At 73.2% G+C, this 17,644-nt stretch carries 16 protein-coding genes; 6 read left to right on the top strand and 10 right to left on the bottom strand.

Annotated elements, in window-relative coordinates:
- Nucleotides 1–5 precede the first annotated feature (5 nt).
- Nucleotides 6–2,882, bottom strand: a complete 2,877-nt coding sequence (locus AB6L24_RS11840; RefSeq protein ID WP_405654903.1) for a peroxidase family protein — start codon at nucleotides 2,880–2,882, stop codon at nucleotides 6–8.
- Between the two features lie 439 nt (nucleotides 2,883–3,321).
- Here AB6L24_RS11840 and AB6L24_RS11835 point away from each other — a divergent pair, with 439 nt between their 5' ends.
- Nucleotides 3,322–3,756, top strand: a complete 435-nt coding sequence (locus AB6L24_RS11835) for a hypothetical protein (protein WP_405654901.1) — start codon at nucleotides 3,322–3,324, stop codon at nucleotides 3,754–3,756.
- Between the two features lie 28 nt (nucleotides 3,757–3,784).
- Here the strand turns inward: AB6L24_RS11835 and AB6L24_RS11830 are convergent, their stop codons facing one another.
- From AB6L24_RS11830 to AB6L24_RS11820, 3 genes are all read right to left on the bottom strand, one after another.
- Nucleotides 3,785–4,186, bottom strand: a complete 402-nt coding sequence (locus tag AB6L24_RS11830; protein ID WP_405654899.1) for a YchJ family protein — start codon at nucleotides 4,184–4,186, stop codon at nucleotides 3,785–3,787.
- A gap of 35 nt (nucleotides 4,187–4,221) precedes the next feature.
- Nucleotides 4,222–5,436 carry a low temperature requirement protein A gene (locus tag AB6L24_RS11825; protein ID WP_405654897.1) on the bottom strand — a complete coding sequence of 405 codons (1,215 nt, stop codon included), beginning with the start codon at nucleotides 5,434–5,436 and terminating at the stop codon, nucleotides 4,222–4,224.
- A gap of 125 nt (nucleotides 5,437–5,561) precedes the next feature.
- Complete coding sequence (locus AB6L24_RS11820; RefSeq protein WP_087883415.1) at nucleotides 5,562–6,278, bottom strand: FadR/GntR family transcriptional regulator; 717 nt, start codon at nucleotides 6,276–6,278, stop codon at nucleotides 5,562–5,564.
- A 137-nt stretch (nucleotides 6,279–6,415) separates the two neighbouring features.
- On the opposite strand from AB6L24_RS11820, the gene AB6L24_RS11815 reads away from it, so the two are divergent.
- Both AB6L24_RS11815 and AB6L24_RS11810 read left to right on the top strand, forming a co-directional pair.
- Nucleotides 6,416–6,925, top strand: coding sequence for a gluconokinase (locus AB6L24_RS11815; protein WP_405654893.1), 510 nt, complete (start codon nucleotides 6,416–6,418; stop codon nucleotides 6,923–6,925).
- A gap of 86 nt (nucleotides 6,926–7,011) precedes the next feature.
- Nucleotides 7,012–8,418, top strand: a complete 1,407-nt coding sequence (locus tag AB6L24_RS11810; protein ID WP_380852594.1) for a gluconate:H+ symporter — start codon at nucleotides 7,012–7,014, stop codon at nucleotides 8,416–8,418.
- A gap of 219 nt (nucleotides 8,419–8,637) precedes the next feature.
- Here the strand turns inward: AB6L24_RS11810 and AB6L24_RS11805 are convergent, their stop codons facing one another.
- The 5 genes from AB6L24_RS11805 to AB6L24_RS11785 all read right to left on the bottom strand — a co-directional run bounded on the left by AB6L24_RS11805 (nucleotide 8,638) and on the right by AB6L24_RS11785 (nucleotide 14,692).
- Nucleotides 8,638–9,249, bottom strand: a complete 612-nt coding sequence (locus AB6L24_RS11805) for a cytochrome b/b6 domain-containing protein (protein ID WP_405654890.1) — start codon at nucleotides 9,247–9,249, stop codon at nucleotides 8,638–8,640.
- Nucleotides 9,233–9,922, bottom strand: coding sequence for a molybdopterin-dependent oxidoreductase (locus tag AB6L24_RS11800; RefSeq protein ID WP_405657135.1), 690 nt, complete (start codon nucleotides 9,920–9,922; stop codon nucleotides 9,233–9,235). Before AB6L24_RS11800 ends, AB6L24_RS11805 begins: the two co-directional genes overlap by 17 nt.
- 187 nt (nucleotides 9,923–10,109) lie before the next feature.
- Entirely contained in the window at nucleotides 10,110–11,705 is a 1,596-nt protein-coding gene (locus AB6L24_RS11795; RefSeq protein ID WP_405654888.1) for an APC family permease, read from the bottom strand.
- 132 nt (nucleotides 11,706–11,837) lie between these two features.
- The gene (locus AB6L24_RS11790; RefSeq protein ID WP_405654886.1) at nucleotides 11,838–12,800 is read right to left on the bottom strand and encodes a hypothetical protein; all 963 of its coding nucleotides are present in this window, start codon (nucleotides 12,798–12,800) and stop codon (nucleotides 11,838–11,840) included.
- A 236-nt stretch (nucleotides 12,801–13,036) separates the two neighbouring features.
- Nucleotides 13,037–14,692: an FAD-binding dehydrogenase gene (locus AB6L24_RS11785; protein WP_405654884.1), complete on the bottom strand. Its 1,656-nt coding sequence runs from the start codon at nucleotides 14,690–14,692 to the stop codon at nucleotides 13,037–13,039.
- A 601-nt stretch (nucleotides 14,693–15,293) separates the two neighbouring features.
- Between AB6L24_RS11785 and AB6L24_RS11780 the strand changes: the two genes are divergently transcribed.
- The 3 genes from AB6L24_RS11780 to AB6L24_RS11770 all read left to right on the top strand — a co-directional run bounded on the left by AB6L24_RS11780 (nucleotide 15,294) and on the right by AB6L24_RS11770 (nucleotide 16,652).
- Complete coding sequence (locus AB6L24_RS11780) at nucleotides 15,294–15,827, top strand: NUDIX hydrolase (protein ID WP_405654882.1); 534 nt, start codon at nucleotides 15,294–15,296, stop codon at nucleotides 15,825–15,827.
- Nucleotides 15,828–15,888: 61 nt separating this feature from the next.
- Nucleotides 15,889–16,281 (top strand): YidH family protein, encoded by a 393-nt coding sequence (locus AB6L24_RS11775; protein ID WP_380852577.1) that lies wholly within the window; start codon nucleotides 15,889–15,891, stop codon nucleotides 16,279–16,281.
- Nucleotides 16,278–16,652, top strand: a complete 375-nt coding sequence (locus AB6L24_RS11770) for a DUF202 domain-containing protein (RefSeq protein WP_405654880.1) — start codon at nucleotides 16,278–16,280, stop codon at nucleotides 16,650–16,652. The genes AB6L24_RS11775 and AB6L24_RS11770 overlap by 4 nt, the downstream gene beginning before the upstream one ends.
- A gap of 28 nt (nucleotides 16,653–16,680) precedes the next feature.
- Here AB6L24_RS11770 and AB6L24_RS11765 read toward each other — a convergent pair whose 3' ends face one another.
- Nucleotides 16,681–17,628, bottom strand: coding sequence for an NADP-dependent oxidoreductase (locus AB6L24_RS11765; RefSeq protein ID WP_405654878.1), 948 nt, complete (start codon nucleotides 17,626–17,628; stop codon nucleotides 16,681–16,683).
- Between the last annotated feature and the right edge of the window lie 16 nt (nucleotides 17,629–17,644).

Genomic DNA, 17,644 nt, shown 5'->3' with positions numbered 1-17,644 from the left:
GGTGGCTACGATCCTCCGTTGTTGGTCGGCGGGACCTGGCGCCAGGGGGCGAACGCGCTTGCGCTGCGCGGGAGGAGGGCGGCCAGGTCGGGGCAGTGGCGGAGGATCACGGAGTTCATGCCGCCCTTCTGGACCCAGTCGATGCCCAGGGGGGTGTAGATCTCGGGGCGGAAGTCGACGGTGAGGAAGCGGTCGCTCTGGATGCGGCGGGTGGCCATCAGGATGAAGACGCGGAACGCGGTGTCGCTGAAGCCGAAGCCCGTGGGCGGGTTCTCGGCGAACAGGCCGACCATGGTGTCGATCTCGTCGACGGAGCTGTAGACGTCCTGGAGGCGGGCGAGGGTCTCCGGGTTCTCGGTGAGGTCCTCGAAGCTGCGGATGCGCTGTTTGTGCAGGCCCGCGCGGAAGTCGTTGTAGCGGGGCACACCGCGGCGGCGGGTGCGGGCGAGGTCGACGACGGCCAGGTCGATGAGTTCGCCCTCGCGCTCGAACTTCTGGAGGGCGCGCGGGAAGTTGTGGAGGGTGATCGCGCCGGGGTGGGCGATGCCGAAGGAGTACAGGGTGTTGGCGAGGCCGGTCTTGCGGATGGCGCCCTCGGCCGCGGCGCCGTTGATGTCGGTGAAGCCGACCGTCTCCAGGCGGCGGCCGAAGTGGTGCTCGCGCAGCTCGTAGTCGTCGGGGATGAGCGGGTGCATGCGGTAGACGGTGACGAAGTCCTCGGTGAGGGAGTAGGGGGCGGCGTGGTGGTCGGGGAGGGTCTTGGGGATGCCGGTGAGGGAGTGGGCCTCCAGGAGCCACAGGCCCAGCTTGTTCAGCCAGTTGTCGGGCGGGCCCTCCCAGTTGGTGTGCAGGCCGAGGTCGATGGCCTCGGTGGCGAGGATCGCCGGGGTCCACTCCACCGTGTGGATCTTCGCGATGAGGGCGGAGACCACGAGCCGGGCCGTGTGGTAGACGGAGTCCTCGCTCATGGAGGGGTACGTCTGCCGCAGCGCCGCGCAGACCGCGTTGTGCTCGCGGGCGAACAGGGTGTGCATCACGCTGAGGCCGAGCCACCAGTTGTCGGTGAAGCCGGACAGCGGGACGCCGTTCTGGCCGATGGGGAGGTGCCCTTCTTCCAGGCGGAGGTCGGCGCCGCCGTCGGGGGCGCGCAGCAACCGCGCGGTCGCCTCGTCGGCGCCGTACACCTCGGAGCCGTCCCACCAGTGGGACGCGGTGTTGGCGAAGAGGACGGGCGGGCGGCCGTCGGACACGTGGATGCCCTCGTTCTCGGCGAAGCGCATGACGTTCTCGACGGGCCCGCCCGGGGTGTTCTGCCAGGACGAGCCGGGCGGCAGCGGCACCTCGACGGTCTTGGTGCCCGCGGGGTGGCGGCGGTGGTTGACCCAGTCGTGGACCTGGAACTGGATCCAGGCGGCGGCCAGGACGTTGAGGGTCGTCGCGGGCAGGAAGTTCTCGCGGTACAGGAGCTGGCGGCTGACGGTGACCGGGTTCGGGGTGTCGAAGAGGTCGGGGCGGTAGTCGGGGGCCATGTTGCGCCCGAAGGCCGCGCCGACGGCTCCCATGGCGGGGGCGGACAGGTCGTTGTACGTGCCGTCGTAGGAGCGGGCCGTGCGCAGCCGCTCGTCGGGGGGCAGCGGCACCGGCACGGCCCTCGGGGGCGCCTCCCGCACTTCGGTGTCGATGAGGTTGAAGCGGCGCAGGACCTTCCGGAGGAAGACGAGGTTCAGCAGGCTCAGCTGGAGCGGCAGGCGGTGCCAGGGCACGGCCCGGTTCAGGAGCCGGAAGGCGGCGCCCACGGGGACGCCGAGGACCCGGTTGCGCAGGGGCTCCTCGGTCGCGAAGCGCAGGCCTTGGCGGTGCGCGGCGCTCGCTTCGTAGGCGGCCTTGCGGGCGCGGTTGAGGTTGCCGAGGGGGCGGAACTCGTCCGTGGTGTACCAGGGGTTGAACGCCAGTTCCTCCACGCGGCGCGCGGCCGAGCGGGCCTGGGCGGTGTCCAGGTCCTGGCTGGGGATGGTGAGGCGGGCCACGGGCACGGCGGGGCTGACGGCCTCGCGCCACTCCACGGCGCCGTCCTCGACGGGCGTGCGGGTCTCGTCGACGTACCGCTGGAGGCACAGCTCGAAGGCCACGTCGGCGGTGGCGAGGCGGTGGGCCAGCTCGCGGTGCAGGTAGTTGGGGTCGCGGTGGTCGGGGCGCGGGGCGGGGGCGGCGCCGCCGGCCGGGCGCAGCAGGTAGCGGACGGGTCCCGCGGGGCCCCAGAGGGTGGCGCCGCGGCTCCAGTACGTCTCGCCCGCGAGGCTGTTGACGGTGTGGCGGGTGGCGGCCTGGATGTTGCGGCGCATGCGGGTCGCGGTCGCGAGGCCGACGGCGAGAGGCAGTTTCACGAAGAGCCCGAAGGCCTTCTGGAGCGGACTGCGGGCACCGGCGAGGGCCTTGGCGAAGGCGACGAACTCGCGGGCGTCCTTGGCGTGCGACACCGGCCAGTTGGTGGCGAGCAGGTCGTGGCTCTCCGCCGCGGACACCTCCACGCGCACGGCGGCGCCCCGCAGGTCCGGCGCCCCGTCGGCCTGCCCGATGCCGCTGGCCCCGGAGAGCCTGACCGTCGCGGGGTACTCGGCGCCGGGCTGGGCGTAGCCGCAGCGCAGTTCCTCCGGCAGGTCGTCGCGGAAGCGCAGGCGGGCGTTCTCCACGCCGAGGGAGGACTTGGCGTGCTGGACGCGGGCCGGTGACCCGGCGTTCGCGGCCCGCATGTTGGCCCGCTGCACCGTCATCAGCTCGCGGGCGAGCCGCTCGAAGAGGACGCGCTCCGCTTGCGGGCTGCCGCCCTGGTAGCGCTCGTAACTCTGCTCGTACTGCCCTGAGGGCTGTCCTGAAGACATCATCGGGCGCTTCCTTCGTACGGACGAGGCAACGACAGGAACGGGACGGAGATCGGGTCGGGAACAGGGGCGGGCGACCGGGCGGGGAACGGAACACCGCGTGAACGCGCGGTGCGGGCGTACACCGCAGGGGCGTAGACGCTACTGGCGGGGCGGGACGGACCGCAGCGGGCGATCCCGCCTATGTGCGCGGGCCCGCCCCGGCCTCGAACTGGCACGCGGGCGGCGGCGTTTGGGCCCGTCAGGGCCGCGGCCGGGGGTCGGCGCCCGGCCGCGGCACGTCCCGTGCGCGTCTCCTTCTCCAGCAACCCCACACGCGGGGCGCCGGGGTGGCCGGGTCCCGACGGGTCTCGGACGCGTGCGCGCGCTCGCGTTGACGGTGCGCGCGCACCGGTGGTGTGCTCTCAACTCCGGTGCCGCCACCGCCTGTCACGGGGACGCCATGCGGGACGAGTACGTCGTGGGTCCGGACTTCGCCGAGCTGCGGCCGTTCAAGCGGTCCGTGAACGAGGGGGACAAGCGGGACACGGACGGGGCGACGGCCGCGCTGATGGGCGTGGTCCTCGCCCACGAGCCGCGCCGTCGCGGAGAAGCTGCGCGCCGTCTACACCTGCGGGCGGCGGAACGGGGGCTCGCGCCGCTGCGCCACGTCCCGGCGTCCGGCTGGAGCGAGGTCCACGGACCGGGTCGGCACCATCCGCAGATGGACGCCCTCGCCGGGCTCGCCGTCGTCGCGCCCCTCGCCTTCTTCGCCGCGCGCCTCGCGCTGACGCGCACCGTCCCGTTCGCGTACTCCTTCGACGACCACGGGCCGGGGCACTACGTCGACGCGCAGGCTCCGCCGGGGGTCCTGAGCGAGTACGGGGACGTGCGCTGAGGCGGCGCCCCGGTCGTTGCGGCGCCGGTCAGTCGATGAAGTCCCCGTCCACGTACACCCACGCCCCGTCCACCCGCTCGAAGCGGCTGCGCTCGTGCAGGGAGTCCGGGCGGCCGCCGTCGGAGTAGCGGGCGCGGAAGGTGACGGTGCCCGTGGAGTGGAACGCCGTGCCGTCGGCCGTGTCCTCGATGGTGAGCCCGGTCCAGCGCATCGCCGGGTCGAACTCGACGCGCGGCGGCCGGGTCCGGGGGTGCCAGGTGCGCAGCAGGTACGCCTCGTCGCGCCGGGCGAAGGCGCTGTAGCGGGACCGCATCAGCTCCTCGGGGCTTGCGGCGGCCTCGCCTCGGTGCAGTCGGCCGCAGCACTTGTCGTACGGCAGGGGGTGCCCGCAGGGGCAGGGCTCGGGGCGCGTGGGGGTGCGTCGGGACATGGCGCCCATTGTCCCCTCGGGCCCGGCGGCGGCGCTCACCCGGTGTCGGCGCGCGCCACCGGTGCCTTCGGGCGGGCGAGCCACAGTCCTGCGGCCACCGAGCAGGCCGTCGCCAGGGCGGCGAGGGGGACGGCCCCGTGTCCGGCGAAGCTCGCGGCGAGGACGAGCAGGGCGGTGGCGGGCAGGACCAGTTGCTGGGCGATGCCCGTCTTGAAGTGCCGGGAGTGCACGGCCCAGGTGCTGATCAGGAACAGCGCGGTGGGCACGGTGACGGCGCTGGAGGCCGCGAGTGTGGAGATGTGCGCGTGGTGGGTCGCCTGCTCCACGGCCAGTTCGATGCCCGCGCCGATCGCGGCGGCGGAGCCGAGGATCACATAGTGGCCGAGCCCCCAGACGAACGCCTGCCGGGACGAGACGAGGTACTCGTGGATGGGGACCGCGAAGTAGATCCAGAACGCCGCGAAGACGATGACGAGGCCGCCGGCGGCGATCGGCAGGAGCTCGTCGAGGGCCGCCGAGTCATCGAGGGCGGAGCGCACGGCGACCGTGGCGGCGGCGACGGACTCGCCGAGCATGATGATCGTGAACAGGCCGTAGCGCTCGGCGATGTGGTGCGGGTGCCAGGGGCTGCGACGGCTGTGCTCGGCGAAGGCGGGCACAGCGATCTCGGCGACGATCAGCGGTCCGACACCCCAGGCCCAGGCCCCGTCCGGGAGCAGCAGGAGCACCACCCAGCAGGCCTGCACGAGGACGAGCCCGACGGCGTAGCGCAGCGCGGCCGTGCGCCCCGCCCCGCTCTGGCCGCGGGCCGCCCGCAGCCACTGCGCGGCGAGCGCCACCCGCATGATCACGTAGCCGGTGACGGCGACCCCGTAGTCCCCGCCGTCGAAGGCGCGCGGGATCCCGGCCGCGAGGACGAGCACGCCCGCCATCTGTACGAGGGTGGCGAGCCGGTAGGGCACGTCGTCGGTGTCGTACGCGGAGGCGAACCAGGTGAAGTTCACCCACGCCCACCAGATCGCGAAGAACACGAGCAGATAGCCGGTGATGCCGTGCCCGGTGTCGCCCTCGGCGAGCGCGTGCACGAGGCGGGCCCCGGCCTGGCCGGCGGCCACCACGAAGCACAGGTCGAAGAGCAGCTCCAGCGGGGTGGCGGCGCGGTGCTTCTCGTCGGGGCGGCGCGCCCGCATCCGCACGAGCGGCTTGACGGTCCGGCCGTGGCCTGTGCCCGCGGGGGTGTCCTCGGTCATCTGGGCGTGCCCTTCTCCGGCCCCCCTGCGGTACTCAGGATGGCGCAGGGGGCGGTGGGGCGCAGGTCGGCCGGGGTACGGCGGGGGTCGGCCGGGGCGGGGCGGTGTCCCGGCGTGCCGGGGGGTCAGCGTGTGGCGGGCGGCGGCGCCAGGATGTCCAGCTCCTTGAGGGCGCCCTCGGCGATCTCGCGGGTCAGGGCCTCGGCGCGGTCCGCGTCGCCCTCCCGTACCGCCTCGGCCACGCGCACGTGCAGGGTGACGGCCGCCGGGTCGGGGTCCTCGAACATCACGTCGTGGTGGGTGCGGCCCGCGAGGATCTCGGCGACCACGTCACCGAGCCGGGCGAACATCTCGTTGCCGGAGGCGTCGAGGACGACGCGGTGGAAGGCGATGTCGTGCACGAGGTACTCCTCGAGGCGGCGGCCGCGGGAGGTGGCGACCATGCCGAGGGCGCACTCGGTGAGGGCCGCGCACTGCTCGGCGGTGGCGTTCCGCGCGGCCAGGCCCGCGGCGACCGGCTCGATGGCCGAGCGCAGGACGGTCAGGGAGCGCAGCTGGCGCGGCCGGTCGGCGCCCGCGAGGCGCCAGCGGATGACCTGCGGGTCGTAGACGTTCCACTCCTCGGTGGGCCGCACGGTCACGCCGACGCGGCGCCGCGATGCGACCAGGTGCATGGACTCCAGGACGCGCACCACCTCGCGCATCACCGAGCGTGACACCTCGAAGCGCTGTGCGAGTTCGTCCGTGCGCAGGACGCTGCCGGGTGGGTACTCGCCCGCGGTGATGGCGGGCCCGAGGCTGTCCAGTACGCGAGCGTGCAGCCCCCGGGCCTGTGCGGTCATGACGTCAGCGTACGAGGGGACTCGCGTACTCAAAAAGTCAGACTTTTGCATCACAGCCTCTTGAATTCGTCTGACCTAATGGGTTTCAGTGGCGTGAACCGATCGATGTCGACGAGGACAGCGAGGCAGCACCAGCGATGAGCACCACCCACGTCGTCGTGGTCATGGGCGTAGCGGGCACCGGCAAGACCACCGTCGGGCCCCTGCTCGCGGCCCGGCTCGGCGTCCCCTACGCCGAGGGCGACGACTTCCACCCCGAGGCGAACATCGCCAAGATGTCGGCCGGCACCCCGCTGACCGACGACGACCGCTGGCCGTGGCTGGATGCCATCGGCGCGTGGGCGCACGGCCGCGCCGGACTCGGCGGCGTGGTCAGCAGCTCGGCGCTGAAGCGGTCCTACCGCGACCGGCTCCGGGCCGCCGCGCCCGGCCTCGTGTTCGTCCACCTCACCGGTGACCGCGCCCTCATCGAGGAGCGGATGCGGCAGCGCAAGGGCCACTTCATGCCGACCGCGCTGCTCGACTCGCAGTTCGCCACGCTCCAGCCCCTCGGGGCGGACGAGGCGGGCGTCGACGTCGATGTCGCGGGCACGCCCGCGGAGATCGCCGACCGGGCCGCGGACGCTCTGGCCGCGCTGGACGGCTGAGCGCCTGCCCCCTCACCGGCCCCTTCCCTGACACCCCCCACGCGTCCACGCACCACCCCCTCACGTCCACGTACAAGGAACCCACCGTGACCAGTCTCAGCGTCGAGATGCTGGCAGCGGACCCCGTCGAACCGATCACCTCGGCGGGCCACGCCCAGCTCGGGATCGCCGTTCTCGCGGGCATCGCCGTCATCGTTCTGCTCATCACGAAGTTCAAGGTCCACGCCTTCCTGGCGCTGACCATCGGCTCGCTGGCGCTCGGCGCCTTCGCGGGCGCGCCGCTCGACAAGGCGATCGCCAGCTTCACCACCGGGCTCGGGTCCACCGTCGCGGGCGTCGGCGTCCTCATCGCGCTCGGCGCGATCCTCGGCAAGCTGCTCGCCGACTCCGGCGGCGCGGACCAGATCGTCGACACGATCCTCGCGAAGGCCGGGAAGTCCGGCGGGCGTGCCATGCCGTGGGCGATGGTGCTCATCGCCTCCGTCATCGGGCTTCCGCTGTTCTTCGAGGTCGGCATCGTGCTGCTGATCCCCGTCGTCCTGATGGTCGCCAAGCGCGGCAACTACTCCCTGATGCGCATCGGCATCCCCGCGCTCGCCGGGCTCTCCGTGATGCACGGGCTCATCCCGCCGCATCCCGGGCCGCTCGTCGCCATCGACGCGGTGAAGGCCAACCTGGGCGTGACGCTCGCGCTCGGCGTGCTCGTCGCCATTCCGACCGTCGTCATCGCGGGGCCGCTGTTCTCGAAGGTCGCCGCTCGGTGGGTGGACGTCGCCCCGCCCGAGAAGATGATTCCGCAGCGGCCCTCCGAGGACCTGGAGAAGCGGCCCGGGTTCGGCGTCACCGTCGCCACCGTGCTGCTGCCGGTCGTCATGATGCTGGCCAAGGCGCTCGTCGACATCGTCGTGGATGATCCGGACGCCACCGTCCAACGTGTCTTCGACGTCGTCGGGTCGCCCCTGATCGCGCTGCTCGCCGCCGTGCTCGTCGGGATGTTCACCCTCGGGCGGGCCGCGGGCTTCACCAAGGAACGGCTGTCCACGACCGTCGAGAAGTCGCTCGCGCCCATCGCGGGTGTGCTGATGATCGTCGGGGCCGGTGGTGGGTTCAAGCAGACCCTCATCGACGTGGGGGTCGGGCAGATGATCCTCGACTTCTCCGAGGACTGGTCCATTCCGGCGCTCCTGCTCGCCTGGCTCATCGCTGTCGCGATTCGGCTCGCCACGGGGTCGGCGACCGTCGCCACGATCTCGGCCGCCGGGCTCGTGGCTCCGCTCGCCGCGGACATGTCCACCTCGCATGCCGCGTTGCTCGTGCTTGCCATCGGGGCCGGGTCGTTGTTCTTCAGCCATGTCAACGATGCGGGGTTCTGGCTGGTGAAGGAGTACTTCGGGCTTGATGTGGGGCAGACCATCAAGACGTGGTCGGTGATGGAGACGATCATTTCTGTGGTGGCGTTGGGGTTTGTGTTGTTGCTGTCGTTGGTGTTGTAGCGGGGGGTGCGGTGGGGTGCCCTCGCGGGGGCGCCCCAGTCCCGCCCCTTCCCGAACCTGGGGCTCCGCCCCAGACCCCGCTCCTCAAACGCCGGAGGGGCTGATTTCAGCCCGTCCGGCGTTTGAGGACGAGCCGCGCAGCGGCGACAAGCGGGTTCCAGGGGCGGCAGCCCCTGGTTACGGGAAGGGGTGGGATTGGGGAGCCCCCGGCCAGGCCCCCTACCTCCGCCAGAGCGGATGCTCCCGCTGTGCCCACCCCGGGTCCACCGACCCGGTTCGCATGCCTCGGCGGGACTCCGGGTCCCGCAGGGCCAGGGCGATGTGGCCGAGGAGGACGACGCCGAGCGTGAGGGCGAGCCAGTCGTGGACGAACGTGGAGCTCGTGCGCCAGAGGAGCGGGAAGAGGTCCGTGCGCCACATGACGAGCCCCGTGCCGAGCATGACGAGGACCGCCCCGCCGACCCACGCGGCGAACACCTTCTGCCCGGCGTTGAACTTCCCCGCCCAGCGCGCCGTACGGCGCGGATCGCGGTGCCGGAGGGCGGCGAGCCAGCGCCGGTCGTGCGCGCCGTAGCGGTTGAGGAGTCGCAGGTCCGCGCGGAAGGCACGGGAGGCGAGCCCGGCCAGGAAGGGGACGGGAAGGAGCAGCCCGGACCACTTGTGGACGTCCACCACGAGCGCCCGCCGGCCGACGAGTTCGGCGAGTTGGGGGACGTAGAGGCACGCGGCACTCACCACGCACACGATCATCAGCCAGGCCGTGCCCCGGTGCACCCACCGCTCGCCGCGGCTGAAGCGCCGCACCCGCCCGGGCTCAGGCGGTCGGGTCATCGCTGCGCCCGTTCGACCGGCCGACCCACGCGTCCACGTCATATCCCCTGCGCTCCCAGTAGCCGGGCTCGACCTTGTCGGTGAGTTCGATGCCGGACAGCCATTTCGCGGATTTGTAGAAGTACATGGGCGCGACGTAGAGGCGGACGGGGCCGCCGTGGGCGTGGTTCAGGTCCTTGTCCTGCATGCGCAGGGCCACCAACACGTCGCTCCTGCAGGCCTGTTCGAGGGTGAGGCTCTCGCTGTACGTCCCGTCGAAGCAGGTGAAGCGGACGGCGCGGGCGGTCGGGCGGACCCCGGCGGCGTCGAGGAGACGGGACAGCCGGACCCCTTCGAAGGGCGTGTCGGGCACGCGCCAGCCCGTCACGCACTGGACGTCCCGGACGATCCGGGTCTGCGGGCGCGCGCGGAGTTGGGCGAGGGTGTACGTGGCGGGGCGGTCGACGAGTCCGGTGACCGCCAGGCGGTAGGACGAGGCGTTCTTGCGGGGTACGGAGGAGGCGACCGAGTAGTAGCGGAAGCCGCCGCCGTTGGGCAGGAGCTGGGTGAGGCCGGTGGGGTCCTTGTCGGACGCGGCGCCCAGGAAGCGTTCGAGGCCGCGCTGGAGCGGGGGCGCGGCGGCCACGCCGAGGGCGCCGAGCGCGAGCGTGCCGAGGACCAGGCGGCGGCCCACGGGGGTGCCGTCGGCCTCGGGTTGGGCGGGTCCGTGGCGGTCGGCCGGGTCCCGCTCGTGCGCCGGGTCCCGCCCGGCGGCGTCCCGGTGTTCGGTGGTCACCCCTCGATTCGAGCACCCGCGGGCACGGGAGGCCAGGGCCCGCGGGTGTCCGTCAGCGCTTCGTCACATCCGCCCGGCAGGGGTCTCAGCCCTCGCGCCCCGCGTCCCCCGCCGCCTTCTCCAGCTGGAACGCCTCGTTGCCGAGCCCGATGCGCGCGTGCGCCGCCGGGCGGGCCCGCTTCAGGTACGCCCCGTACGCGAGGCCCACGACCGCCGCGACGCCGATGATGCCCGGCAGGACCCAGCTCAGCGAGGAGTCGGGGCCCGCGCCGACGAGGACGTCGAAGTCCTTGACGGTGTAGCCCGCGATGACGAGCAGCGCGGCCGCGGCGAGGCCGGAGGCCGCGATCCGCCAGGCCTGGGCGGCCGCGGCGCCGCGCCGGACGAAGAAGACGATGACGGCCACGGACGCGGTGGCCATCAGGAGCAGGACGCCGAGGGCGCCCACGTTGCCGCCCCAGGTGAACAGGCGCAGGACGGGCGCGGTCGGGTCGCCCGCGGGTCCGTCGTCGGTGACGGCGAAGGCGATCACGACGACGACGGAGATCACGGTCTGGAGCAGCGAGCCCGTGCCCGGCGCGCCGCTCGCGCTGTTGGTGCGGGCGAAGGCCGAGGGCAGCAAGCCCTCGCGGCCCATGGCGAAGGCGTAGCGGGCGACGACGTTGTGGAAGCTCAGTATGGCCGCGAAGATGCCGGTCACGAACAGGATGTGCAGGACGTCGGTGAAGGTGCCGCCGAGCCGTGGCTCGGTGAGTCCGAACAGCAGCCCCGCGCTCTGCTGCTGTGCGGCGGGCACGATGCCGGAGGGTCCGGCGGCGACGGTGAGGGCCCAGGAGCTGAGGGCGAAGAAGACGGCGACGAAGCCGACGGCGAAGAACATCACGCGCGCGACCACGACTTGCGGGCGACTGGTCTCCTCGGCGTACACGGGTGCCTGCTCGAAGCCGGTGAACGCCGCTATGCAGAAGCACAGCGAGGTGGCGACGCCCGCGCCGGTGAGGGTGTCGGGGTTGAACGCGTGCAGCGACAGGCCCTCCTTCGCCGGGTCGGCGACGGCGGCGATGTCGAAGATGACGACGAGCGCGACCTCGATGAGCAGCAGCACGCCGAGCACGCGCGCGTTGAGGTCGATCTTCAGCCAGCCGAGGGCGCCGACCAGCAGGACGGTGACGAGCGCGGGGACCCACCAGCCGACGGTGACGTCGAGGTACTTGTCGAGCAGCCCGGACACCTCGAAGCCGAGGATGCCGAACAGGCCCACCTGGAGCACGCTGTAGGCGACGAGCGCGACGACGGAGGCCGCCGCGCCCGCGGTGCCGCCGAGGCCGCGCGAGATGTAGGCGTAGAAGGCGCCGGCGTTGTGGACGTGCCGGCTCATCTCCGCGTAGCCGAAGCTGAACAGGGCGAGGACGACGCCGAGTATCAGGAACAGCAGGGGCTGGCCCACCACGCCCATCACGCCGTACGTCGTCGGCATGACGCCCGCGACGACCATGAGCGGCCCGGTGGCGGCGAGCACGGACAGGAGCAGGCCCGCGGTGCCGAGGCGGCCCGCGCGCAGGGCCCGCTCCTGGCCCATGTACGTGACGATGCCGCCGCCCTGCCGCGGGACGGACCTGCCGCGGGATCCCGTGCCGCCGCCGGTGCTGCTTGCGCTGGTGCTCGAACTGCCCGTCGCCATGGCGCGGTCGTCCTCTCCGCCCGCAGGGGGCCGTTGGTCGTGCGTCTCGTGTGCCGGGTGTTGCGTGCCACGCGCGGGTGGCGCCTCGCGCGTGCCGGGTGGTGCGGAGTCGCGGTGGTGCGGTGGTGCGGGTCAGGCCGTGCCGAGTGCCGTGCCGCGGGCGGCGAAGTAGGCCTGGTGCGGATCGCGGTCGGGATACGACCAGGGGACCTCGGTCGCGTGCCGGCCGATGCGGTGGAACAGGGCCGCGGACTCGGCCGCCCGGCCCTCGCAGAACCGGGCGTGGGCGAGGAAGTTGAGGTCGACGAAGGCGCGCGGGTGCACCGACTCGTGCGGCATCTCCCACTCCAGCCACCAGTCGAAGGACGCCTTCATCACCTGCCGGGCGCGGCGGCTCGTCCAGTGTCCGGAGGCGACCGGGTCCTTGTTCTCGCTGCCCGCGGTGGCGAGCACGCGGTAGCGCTCGGCGTGCGCGATCACCGGGAGCACCGAGAGCGGCGAGTGGTCGGGGGCCTGTTCGGCGGCCCAGGAGGCGAAGTCGTACACCTCGTGCAGCGGGTCCTGGCCCGCCCCTGGCCGCCGCTCGGCGAGCCGCGCGACCATCAGGTGGTGGGCGTGGTGGTGCTCGGGGTGCCGGTGGCGGACCTCGTCGAAGAGGCGTACGACGTCCTCCTCGTGGCCGAGGCTGCGCTCCAGGAGCAGCAGCGCGAGCCAGGGGGTGGGGTCGGCGGGGACGAGGGCCGCGGCCTCGCGGCAGGCGGCGCGGGCCTTCTCGGAGCGCTCCTTGCCGCGCAGCGCCCGGTGCACGCAGGCGAAGGCGAGCAGGGCGACGGCGTCGACGCTCTCCGGTTCGGCGAGCCGCCAGTCACGGGCCCAGGCCGCGGTGGCGGACTCGCGCCCGAGGACATCGAAACGGTGGCCCCTCAGGTCCCAGTCGTCGCCGGTGGCCGCGAGCAGCGCGCGCACCTCGGTCCAGCGCCCCTGGGCCAACGCGGCGCGCGCGGTGACGAGTTCGGTGTCGTCGAGGGCGGCGTCGAAGGTGTGCGCGGCCTTTTTGCGGGAGCGGCCGAGCGGCGGGGGCGGAGGTGGAGACACCGCGGGACGTCCTCCCCGACGCGTTGGGCGAGCGTGTGATCACGCACAGCAAAGCGGTATGCGACGCTCCGCGTCAAGGCCCCGTTACCGTCTGGCCCGTACGTGACTCCTTGCCCAACCCCGGCCCCGGACGCCCGACTTGACGCCTCCCTGTCGAATTGCCCCCGCATGCCCAACTTGTGCACCGCCTTGGGCAGTCCTCGGCGGACCGCCTTCCCCGCCGCCCCGGGCGGACCTCAGCCGACCGCCTTCCCCGCCGCCCGCCCCGCCGCGCGCCCCGAGAACAGGCAGCCGCCGAGGAACGTCCCCTCCAGGGAGCGGTAGCCGTGCACTCCCCCGCCGCCGAATCCGGCGGCCTCCCCGGCGGCGTACACGCCCGGCAGCGGGTCCCCGCCCTCCTGCAGCACGCGCGAGGCGAGGTCGGTCTCCAGGCCGCCCAGGGTCTTGCGGGTGAGGATGTTCAGGCGCACGGCGACGAGCGGGCCCGCCTTCGGGTCGAGGATCGGGTGCGGCGCGACCGTCCTGATGAGCCGGTCGCCGACGAACTTGCGGGCGCCGCGAATGGCGTTGACCTGCAAGTCCTTCGTGAACGGGTTGACGATCTCGCGGTCGCGCGCGGCGATCGTGCGGTGCAGCGTCGCCTCGTCGATGAGGGGTTCCTTCGTCAGGGCGTTCATGCCCCGCACCAGCGCGCCCAGGTCGCGCTCCACGACGAAGTCCACGCCGTTGTCCATGAACGCCTTCACCGGGCCCGGCACGTCGGCCCGCGCCCGGTCGATGACGCCGCGCACGGACTTGCCCGTCAGGTCGGGGTTCTGCTCGGACCCGGAGAGCGTGAACTCCTTGCCGATGATGCGCTGGTTGAGCACGAACCACGTGTAGTCGTACCCGGTGTGCATGATGTGGTCCAAGGTGCCGAGCGTGTCGAAGCCCGGGAACAGCGGTACGGGCAGGCGGTTGCCGCGGGCGTCCAGCCACAGCGAGGACGGGCCCGGCAGGATGCGGATGCCGTGCCGGTCCCAGATCGGGGCCCAGTTCTCGATGCCCTCCGTGTAGTGCCACATCCGGTCGCGGTTGATCAGGTGCGCGCCCGCGCCCTCGGCGATGCCGAGCATCAGGCCGTCCACATGCGCGGGCACGCCCGAGATCATCTTCTCCGGCGGGTTGCCGAGGCGCTTCGGCCAGTTGGCGCGTACGAGGTCGTGGTTGCCGCCGATGCCGCCGGACGTGACGATCACCGCCTGGGCGCGGAACTCGAACGAGCCGGACACCTCGCGGCTGCTGGCCTTGCCGCGTTCGACGCCGGAGGGCGCGAGGATCTCGCCGCTCACGGTGTCGACGACGCCGCCCGTGCGCGCGAGGCCCGTCACGCGGTGGCGGAACTTGAACTGCACCAGGCCGCGGGCCGCGCCCTCGTGGACGCGGCGCACGAAGGGGGCGAGGAGGCCGGGGCCCGTGCCCCAGGTGATGTGGAAGCGGGGGACGGAGTTGCCGTGGCCCTGGGCGTCGTAGCCGCCGCGCTCCGCCCAGCCGACCACCGGGAAGAAGCGGACTCCCTGGGCGTGCAGCCACGGGCGCTTCTCGCCTGCGGCGAAGTCGACGTACGCCTCCGCCCACTTGCGGGGCCAGTGGTCCTCCTCGCGGTCGAACGCCGCTGTGCCCAGCCAGTCCTGCAGGGCCAGTTCCCTGTGGTCCTTGATGCGCATGCGGCGCTGTTCCGGTGAGTCCACGAAGAACAGGCCGCCGAAGGACCAGTGGGCCTGGCCGCCGAGGCTCTGTTCCGGTTCCTGGTCGACGAGGATCACCCTGCGGCCCGCGTCGACGAGTTCGGCGGTCGCCGTGAGGCCGGCGAGGCCCGCGCCGATCACGATGACGTCTGCGTCGTAGGCCATGGGGGCTCCTTCGAGGATCTCGGCCGGCGGGGGGTGGGGAGGGGAGGGGCGGTTACCGGTGAGTCAGATCCTGGGTTCGGTGGGGGGTGGAGTCAACTGGTCGGGGTGGGTGAGTGTGGGTGCCCTGCGGGGCTTTCCCCAATCCCGCCCCTTCCCGGCTGTGACAATTTGCGGCTCCGCCGCGTGGGGGCTGCGCCCCTGGACCCGGGGGTGGGCGTCCCGTTGCCGTGGACCGGGGGCACCGTCGAATCGGCGCTCCGCGCCTCGTCCTCAATCGCCGGACGGGCTGGAATACAGCCGGGGCGGGCCGGAAAGGTGCTGCGGGGTGGGATGGAGAGGCGCTGTGGCGTGAGCCGTTTCGGGGTTGAAGGTGCCGGGCTGTTGCTCGCCCGAAGCACTGGCGGGGGTGGGTGGGTGGGAAAGAGCCCGTCCGGCGTTTGAGGACGAGGCGCGGAGCGCCGATCAGGGGTGACCAATGAGGGGCTGACGGTGCCGGGCTTTCGGGCAAGCCGGTGCGAGGTGGGTGGGTGGCAGGTTGTGGCGGGTGCACGGTGGCAGGCCTGGGCGGAGGTCCCCCGAGGGGGTGCGGTTGGATGGGGGGATGGAGATGCGTGGGGTTGCCGATCCGGCGGACGAGGTGCTGGTCGTCGTCGACGAGAACGACAACGTGACGGGTTCGGCCCGCCGCGGCGAGGTGTACGCCCGCGGCCTACGGCACCGCTGCGTGTTCATCGAGGCCCGCGACGCCGAGGGCCGCGTCTTCGTCCACCGCCGCACCCCGGACAAGCTCGTCTTCCCCTCCCGCTACGACATGTTCGTCGGCGGCGTCGTCGCGGCCGGCGAGTCGTACGACGACGCGGCGCTGCGCGAGGCCCAGGAGGAGCTGGGCGTCAGCGGACTCCCCCGCCCCGTACCCCTGTTCAAGTTCCTGTTCGACGACGGCGCGGGCCGCACCTGGTGGTCGGCCGTGTACGAGGTGCGCTGCACGACCCCGGTCGACCCGCAGCGCGAGGAGGTGGCCTGGCACGACTTCCTGACCGACGAGGAGCTGGAGCGGCGGACCACCGAGTGGGAGTGGGTGCCGGACGGCCTCGACGCGTACGCCCGGCTGCGGGCGTTCCGGGCCGCCGGATAGCCCGGCGCGGCCCACGGCGCCCGGCGGGCGGGGCCCGCACCGCGCGACCTATCGTGCAACGGTGAGCACCTTCGTACAGAGCCTGAGGCTGTGGTTCGCCCCCGAGCGCGCCCGCCAGGAGGGCGACACCCCCGACTACCGCTTCTCCCTCGCCAACGAACGCACCTTCCTCGCCTGGCTGCGCACCGCCCTCGCGCTGATCGGCGGCGGCTTCGCCGTGGACCAGTTCCTGCCCGACCTGCGTTGGGGCGTACGCGTCGGCCTCGCCCTCGCGCTGCTCGCCGCCGGGGTGCTGTGCGCGCTGCGCGCCGTGAACCACTGGGTGCGCTGCGAGCAGGCCATGCGGCGCGGCGAGGACCTGCCCGCGTCCCGTTTCCCGGCGCTCCTCGGCGTGGTCGTGGCGGTGGTCGCGGTGGCCATGGTGGTGGTCGTGGTGTTCGGGTGGGAGGGGTGAGCGAGGCCGCGGGCCCCGGTGGCGCCGGGGGCACCGGCGGGGCCGGGGGTGCCGCCCTCCGGGACGCCGCGCCGCGCGACCCCGGCCTCCAGCCCGAGCGGACCCGCCTCGCGTGGCGGCGTACGACACTGACCTGCACGGTCGCCGCGGTGCTCGGCGCACGGGCGGCCCTGCACGACGGGGCGTCCGTGGTGGCCGCCGTCGCGTGCGCGCTGTGTCTGCTGCTGTGGCTGGGTTTCCTGGCGGTCGCGCACCGCAGGATGACGGCGCTGACGACGGCCCGCCCGCACCCCCTCGGCCGCCGCGCGGCCACGGCGGCAGCCGTGTGCACGGGTGCGCTCGCGGTGTGCGCGGCGGCGCTGATCCTCTAGCGGGGCTGCGGCCGAGCGGAGCCGCCCCCTACTGCCCGCCCTCCTCCGCCCAGTCCACCCGCACCACGATCTTCCCCCGCGTCCGCCCCTCCTCCAGGAGCCGGAACGCGTCCGCCGCCCGTTCCAGGGGGAACGTCTCCTGGACGTGGGCGCTGAGGACGTCCTGTTCGACGAGTTCGGTGAGGCGGGTCAGGTCGGCGGCGTCGGGGCGGACGAAGCAGTACTGGCCGCCGAGGGCGAGGACGGAGCCGTCGGCGATGGAGGCGAGGCGGCCGCCGGGGGCGAGGAGGTCCGCGGAGAGCTTCAGGGTGTCGCCGCCGATGGTGTCGAAGGCCGCGTCGACGCCCTCGGGGGCGAGGGCGCGTACCCGCTCGGCCAGGCCGTCGCCGTACACGACCGGTTCCGCGCCGAGGTCGCGCAGGTAGGCGTGGTTGCGTTCGCTCGCGGTGCCGATGACGCGGGCGCCCGCGTGCCGGGCGAGCTGCACGGCGAAGGTGCCGACGCCGCCCGCGGCCGCGTGCACGAGCACGACGTCGCCGTCGGTGACGGACAGGGCCTTGGTGATCACCTGGTAGGCGGTGAGCCCGGCCAGGGGCAGCCCCGCGGCCTCCTCGAAGGTGAGGTTGCGCGGCTTGCGCGCGAGGGTGCGCACGGGCGCCGCCACGTACTCGGCGAGGGTGCCGCGCGAGAGGAAGTCCTCGCGTACGTATCCGATGACCTCGTCGCCGACGGCGAACTCCGGGGCGGCGGCGCCCGGCTGGACCACCACGCCCGCCACGTCCCAGGCGGGGATCACCGGGAAGACGGCGTCCAGGGCGGCGTCCAGGTACCCCTCGCGGCATTTGTAGTCGACCGGGTTCAGGGCGGCGGCCCGCACCTTGACCAGGACGGAGTCGGGCCCGACCTTCGGGTCGCGCACATCGCCGTACTCGAGGACGTCGGGCCCGCCGTACGCGCGGTAGCTGATCGCTTTCATCGGGTCGCCTCACGGA

This window comes from Streptomyces sp. RK9 (assembly GCF_045070545.1).
GTDB classification, from domain to species: Bacteria; Actinomycetota; Actinomycetes; order Streptomycetales; family Streptomycetaceae; genus Streptomyces; species Streptomyces alboflavus.
This window is presented reverse-complemented; position numbering and strand designations above follow the sequence as displayed.

Coding starts and splice junctions, on each gene's coding strand:
- AB6L24_RS11840 (WP_405654903.1), bottom strand. CDS start 2,882: ATGATGTCTTCAGGACAGCCCTCAGGGCAGTACGAGCAGAGTTACGAG.
- AB6L24_RS11835 (WP_405654901.1), top strand. CDS start 3,322: ATGCGGGACGAGTACGTCGTGGGTCCGGACTTCGCCGAGCTGCGGCCG.
- AB6L24_RS11830 (WP_405654899.1), bottom strand. CDS start 4,186: ATGTCCCGACGCACCCCCACGCGCCCCGAGCCCTGCCCCTGCGGGCAC.
- AB6L24_RS11825 (WP_405654897.1), bottom strand. CDS start 5,436: ATGACCGAGGACACCCCCGCGGGCACAGGCCACGGCCGGACCGTCAAG.
- AB6L24_RS11820 (WP_087883415.1), bottom strand. CDS start 6,278: ATGACCGCACAGGCCCGGGGGCTGCACGCTCGCGTACTGGACAGCCTC.
- AB6L24_RS11815 (WP_405654893.1), top strand. CDS start 6,416: ATGAGCACCACCCACGTCGTCGTGGTCATGGGCGTAGCGGGCACCGGC.
- AB6L24_RS11805 (WP_405654890.1), bottom strand. CDS start 9,249: ATGACCCGACCGCCTGAGCCCGGGCGGGTGCGGCGCTTCAGCCGCGGC.
- AB6L24_RS11795 (WP_405654888.1), bottom strand. CDS start 11,705: ATGGCGACGGGCAGTTCGAGCACCAGCGCAAGCAGCACCGGCGGCGGC.
- AB6L24_RS11785 (WP_405654884.1), bottom strand. CDS start 14,692: ATGGCCTACGACGCAGACGTCATCGTGATCGGCGCGGGCCTCGCCGGC.
- AB6L24_RS11780 (WP_405654882.1), top strand. CDS start 15,294: ATGGAGATGCGTGGGGTTGCCGATCCGGCGGACGAGGTGCTGGTCGTC.
- AB6L24_RS11765 (WP_405654878.1), bottom strand. CDS start 17,628: ATGAAAGCGATCAGCTACCGCGCGTACGGCGGGCCCGACGTCCTCGAG.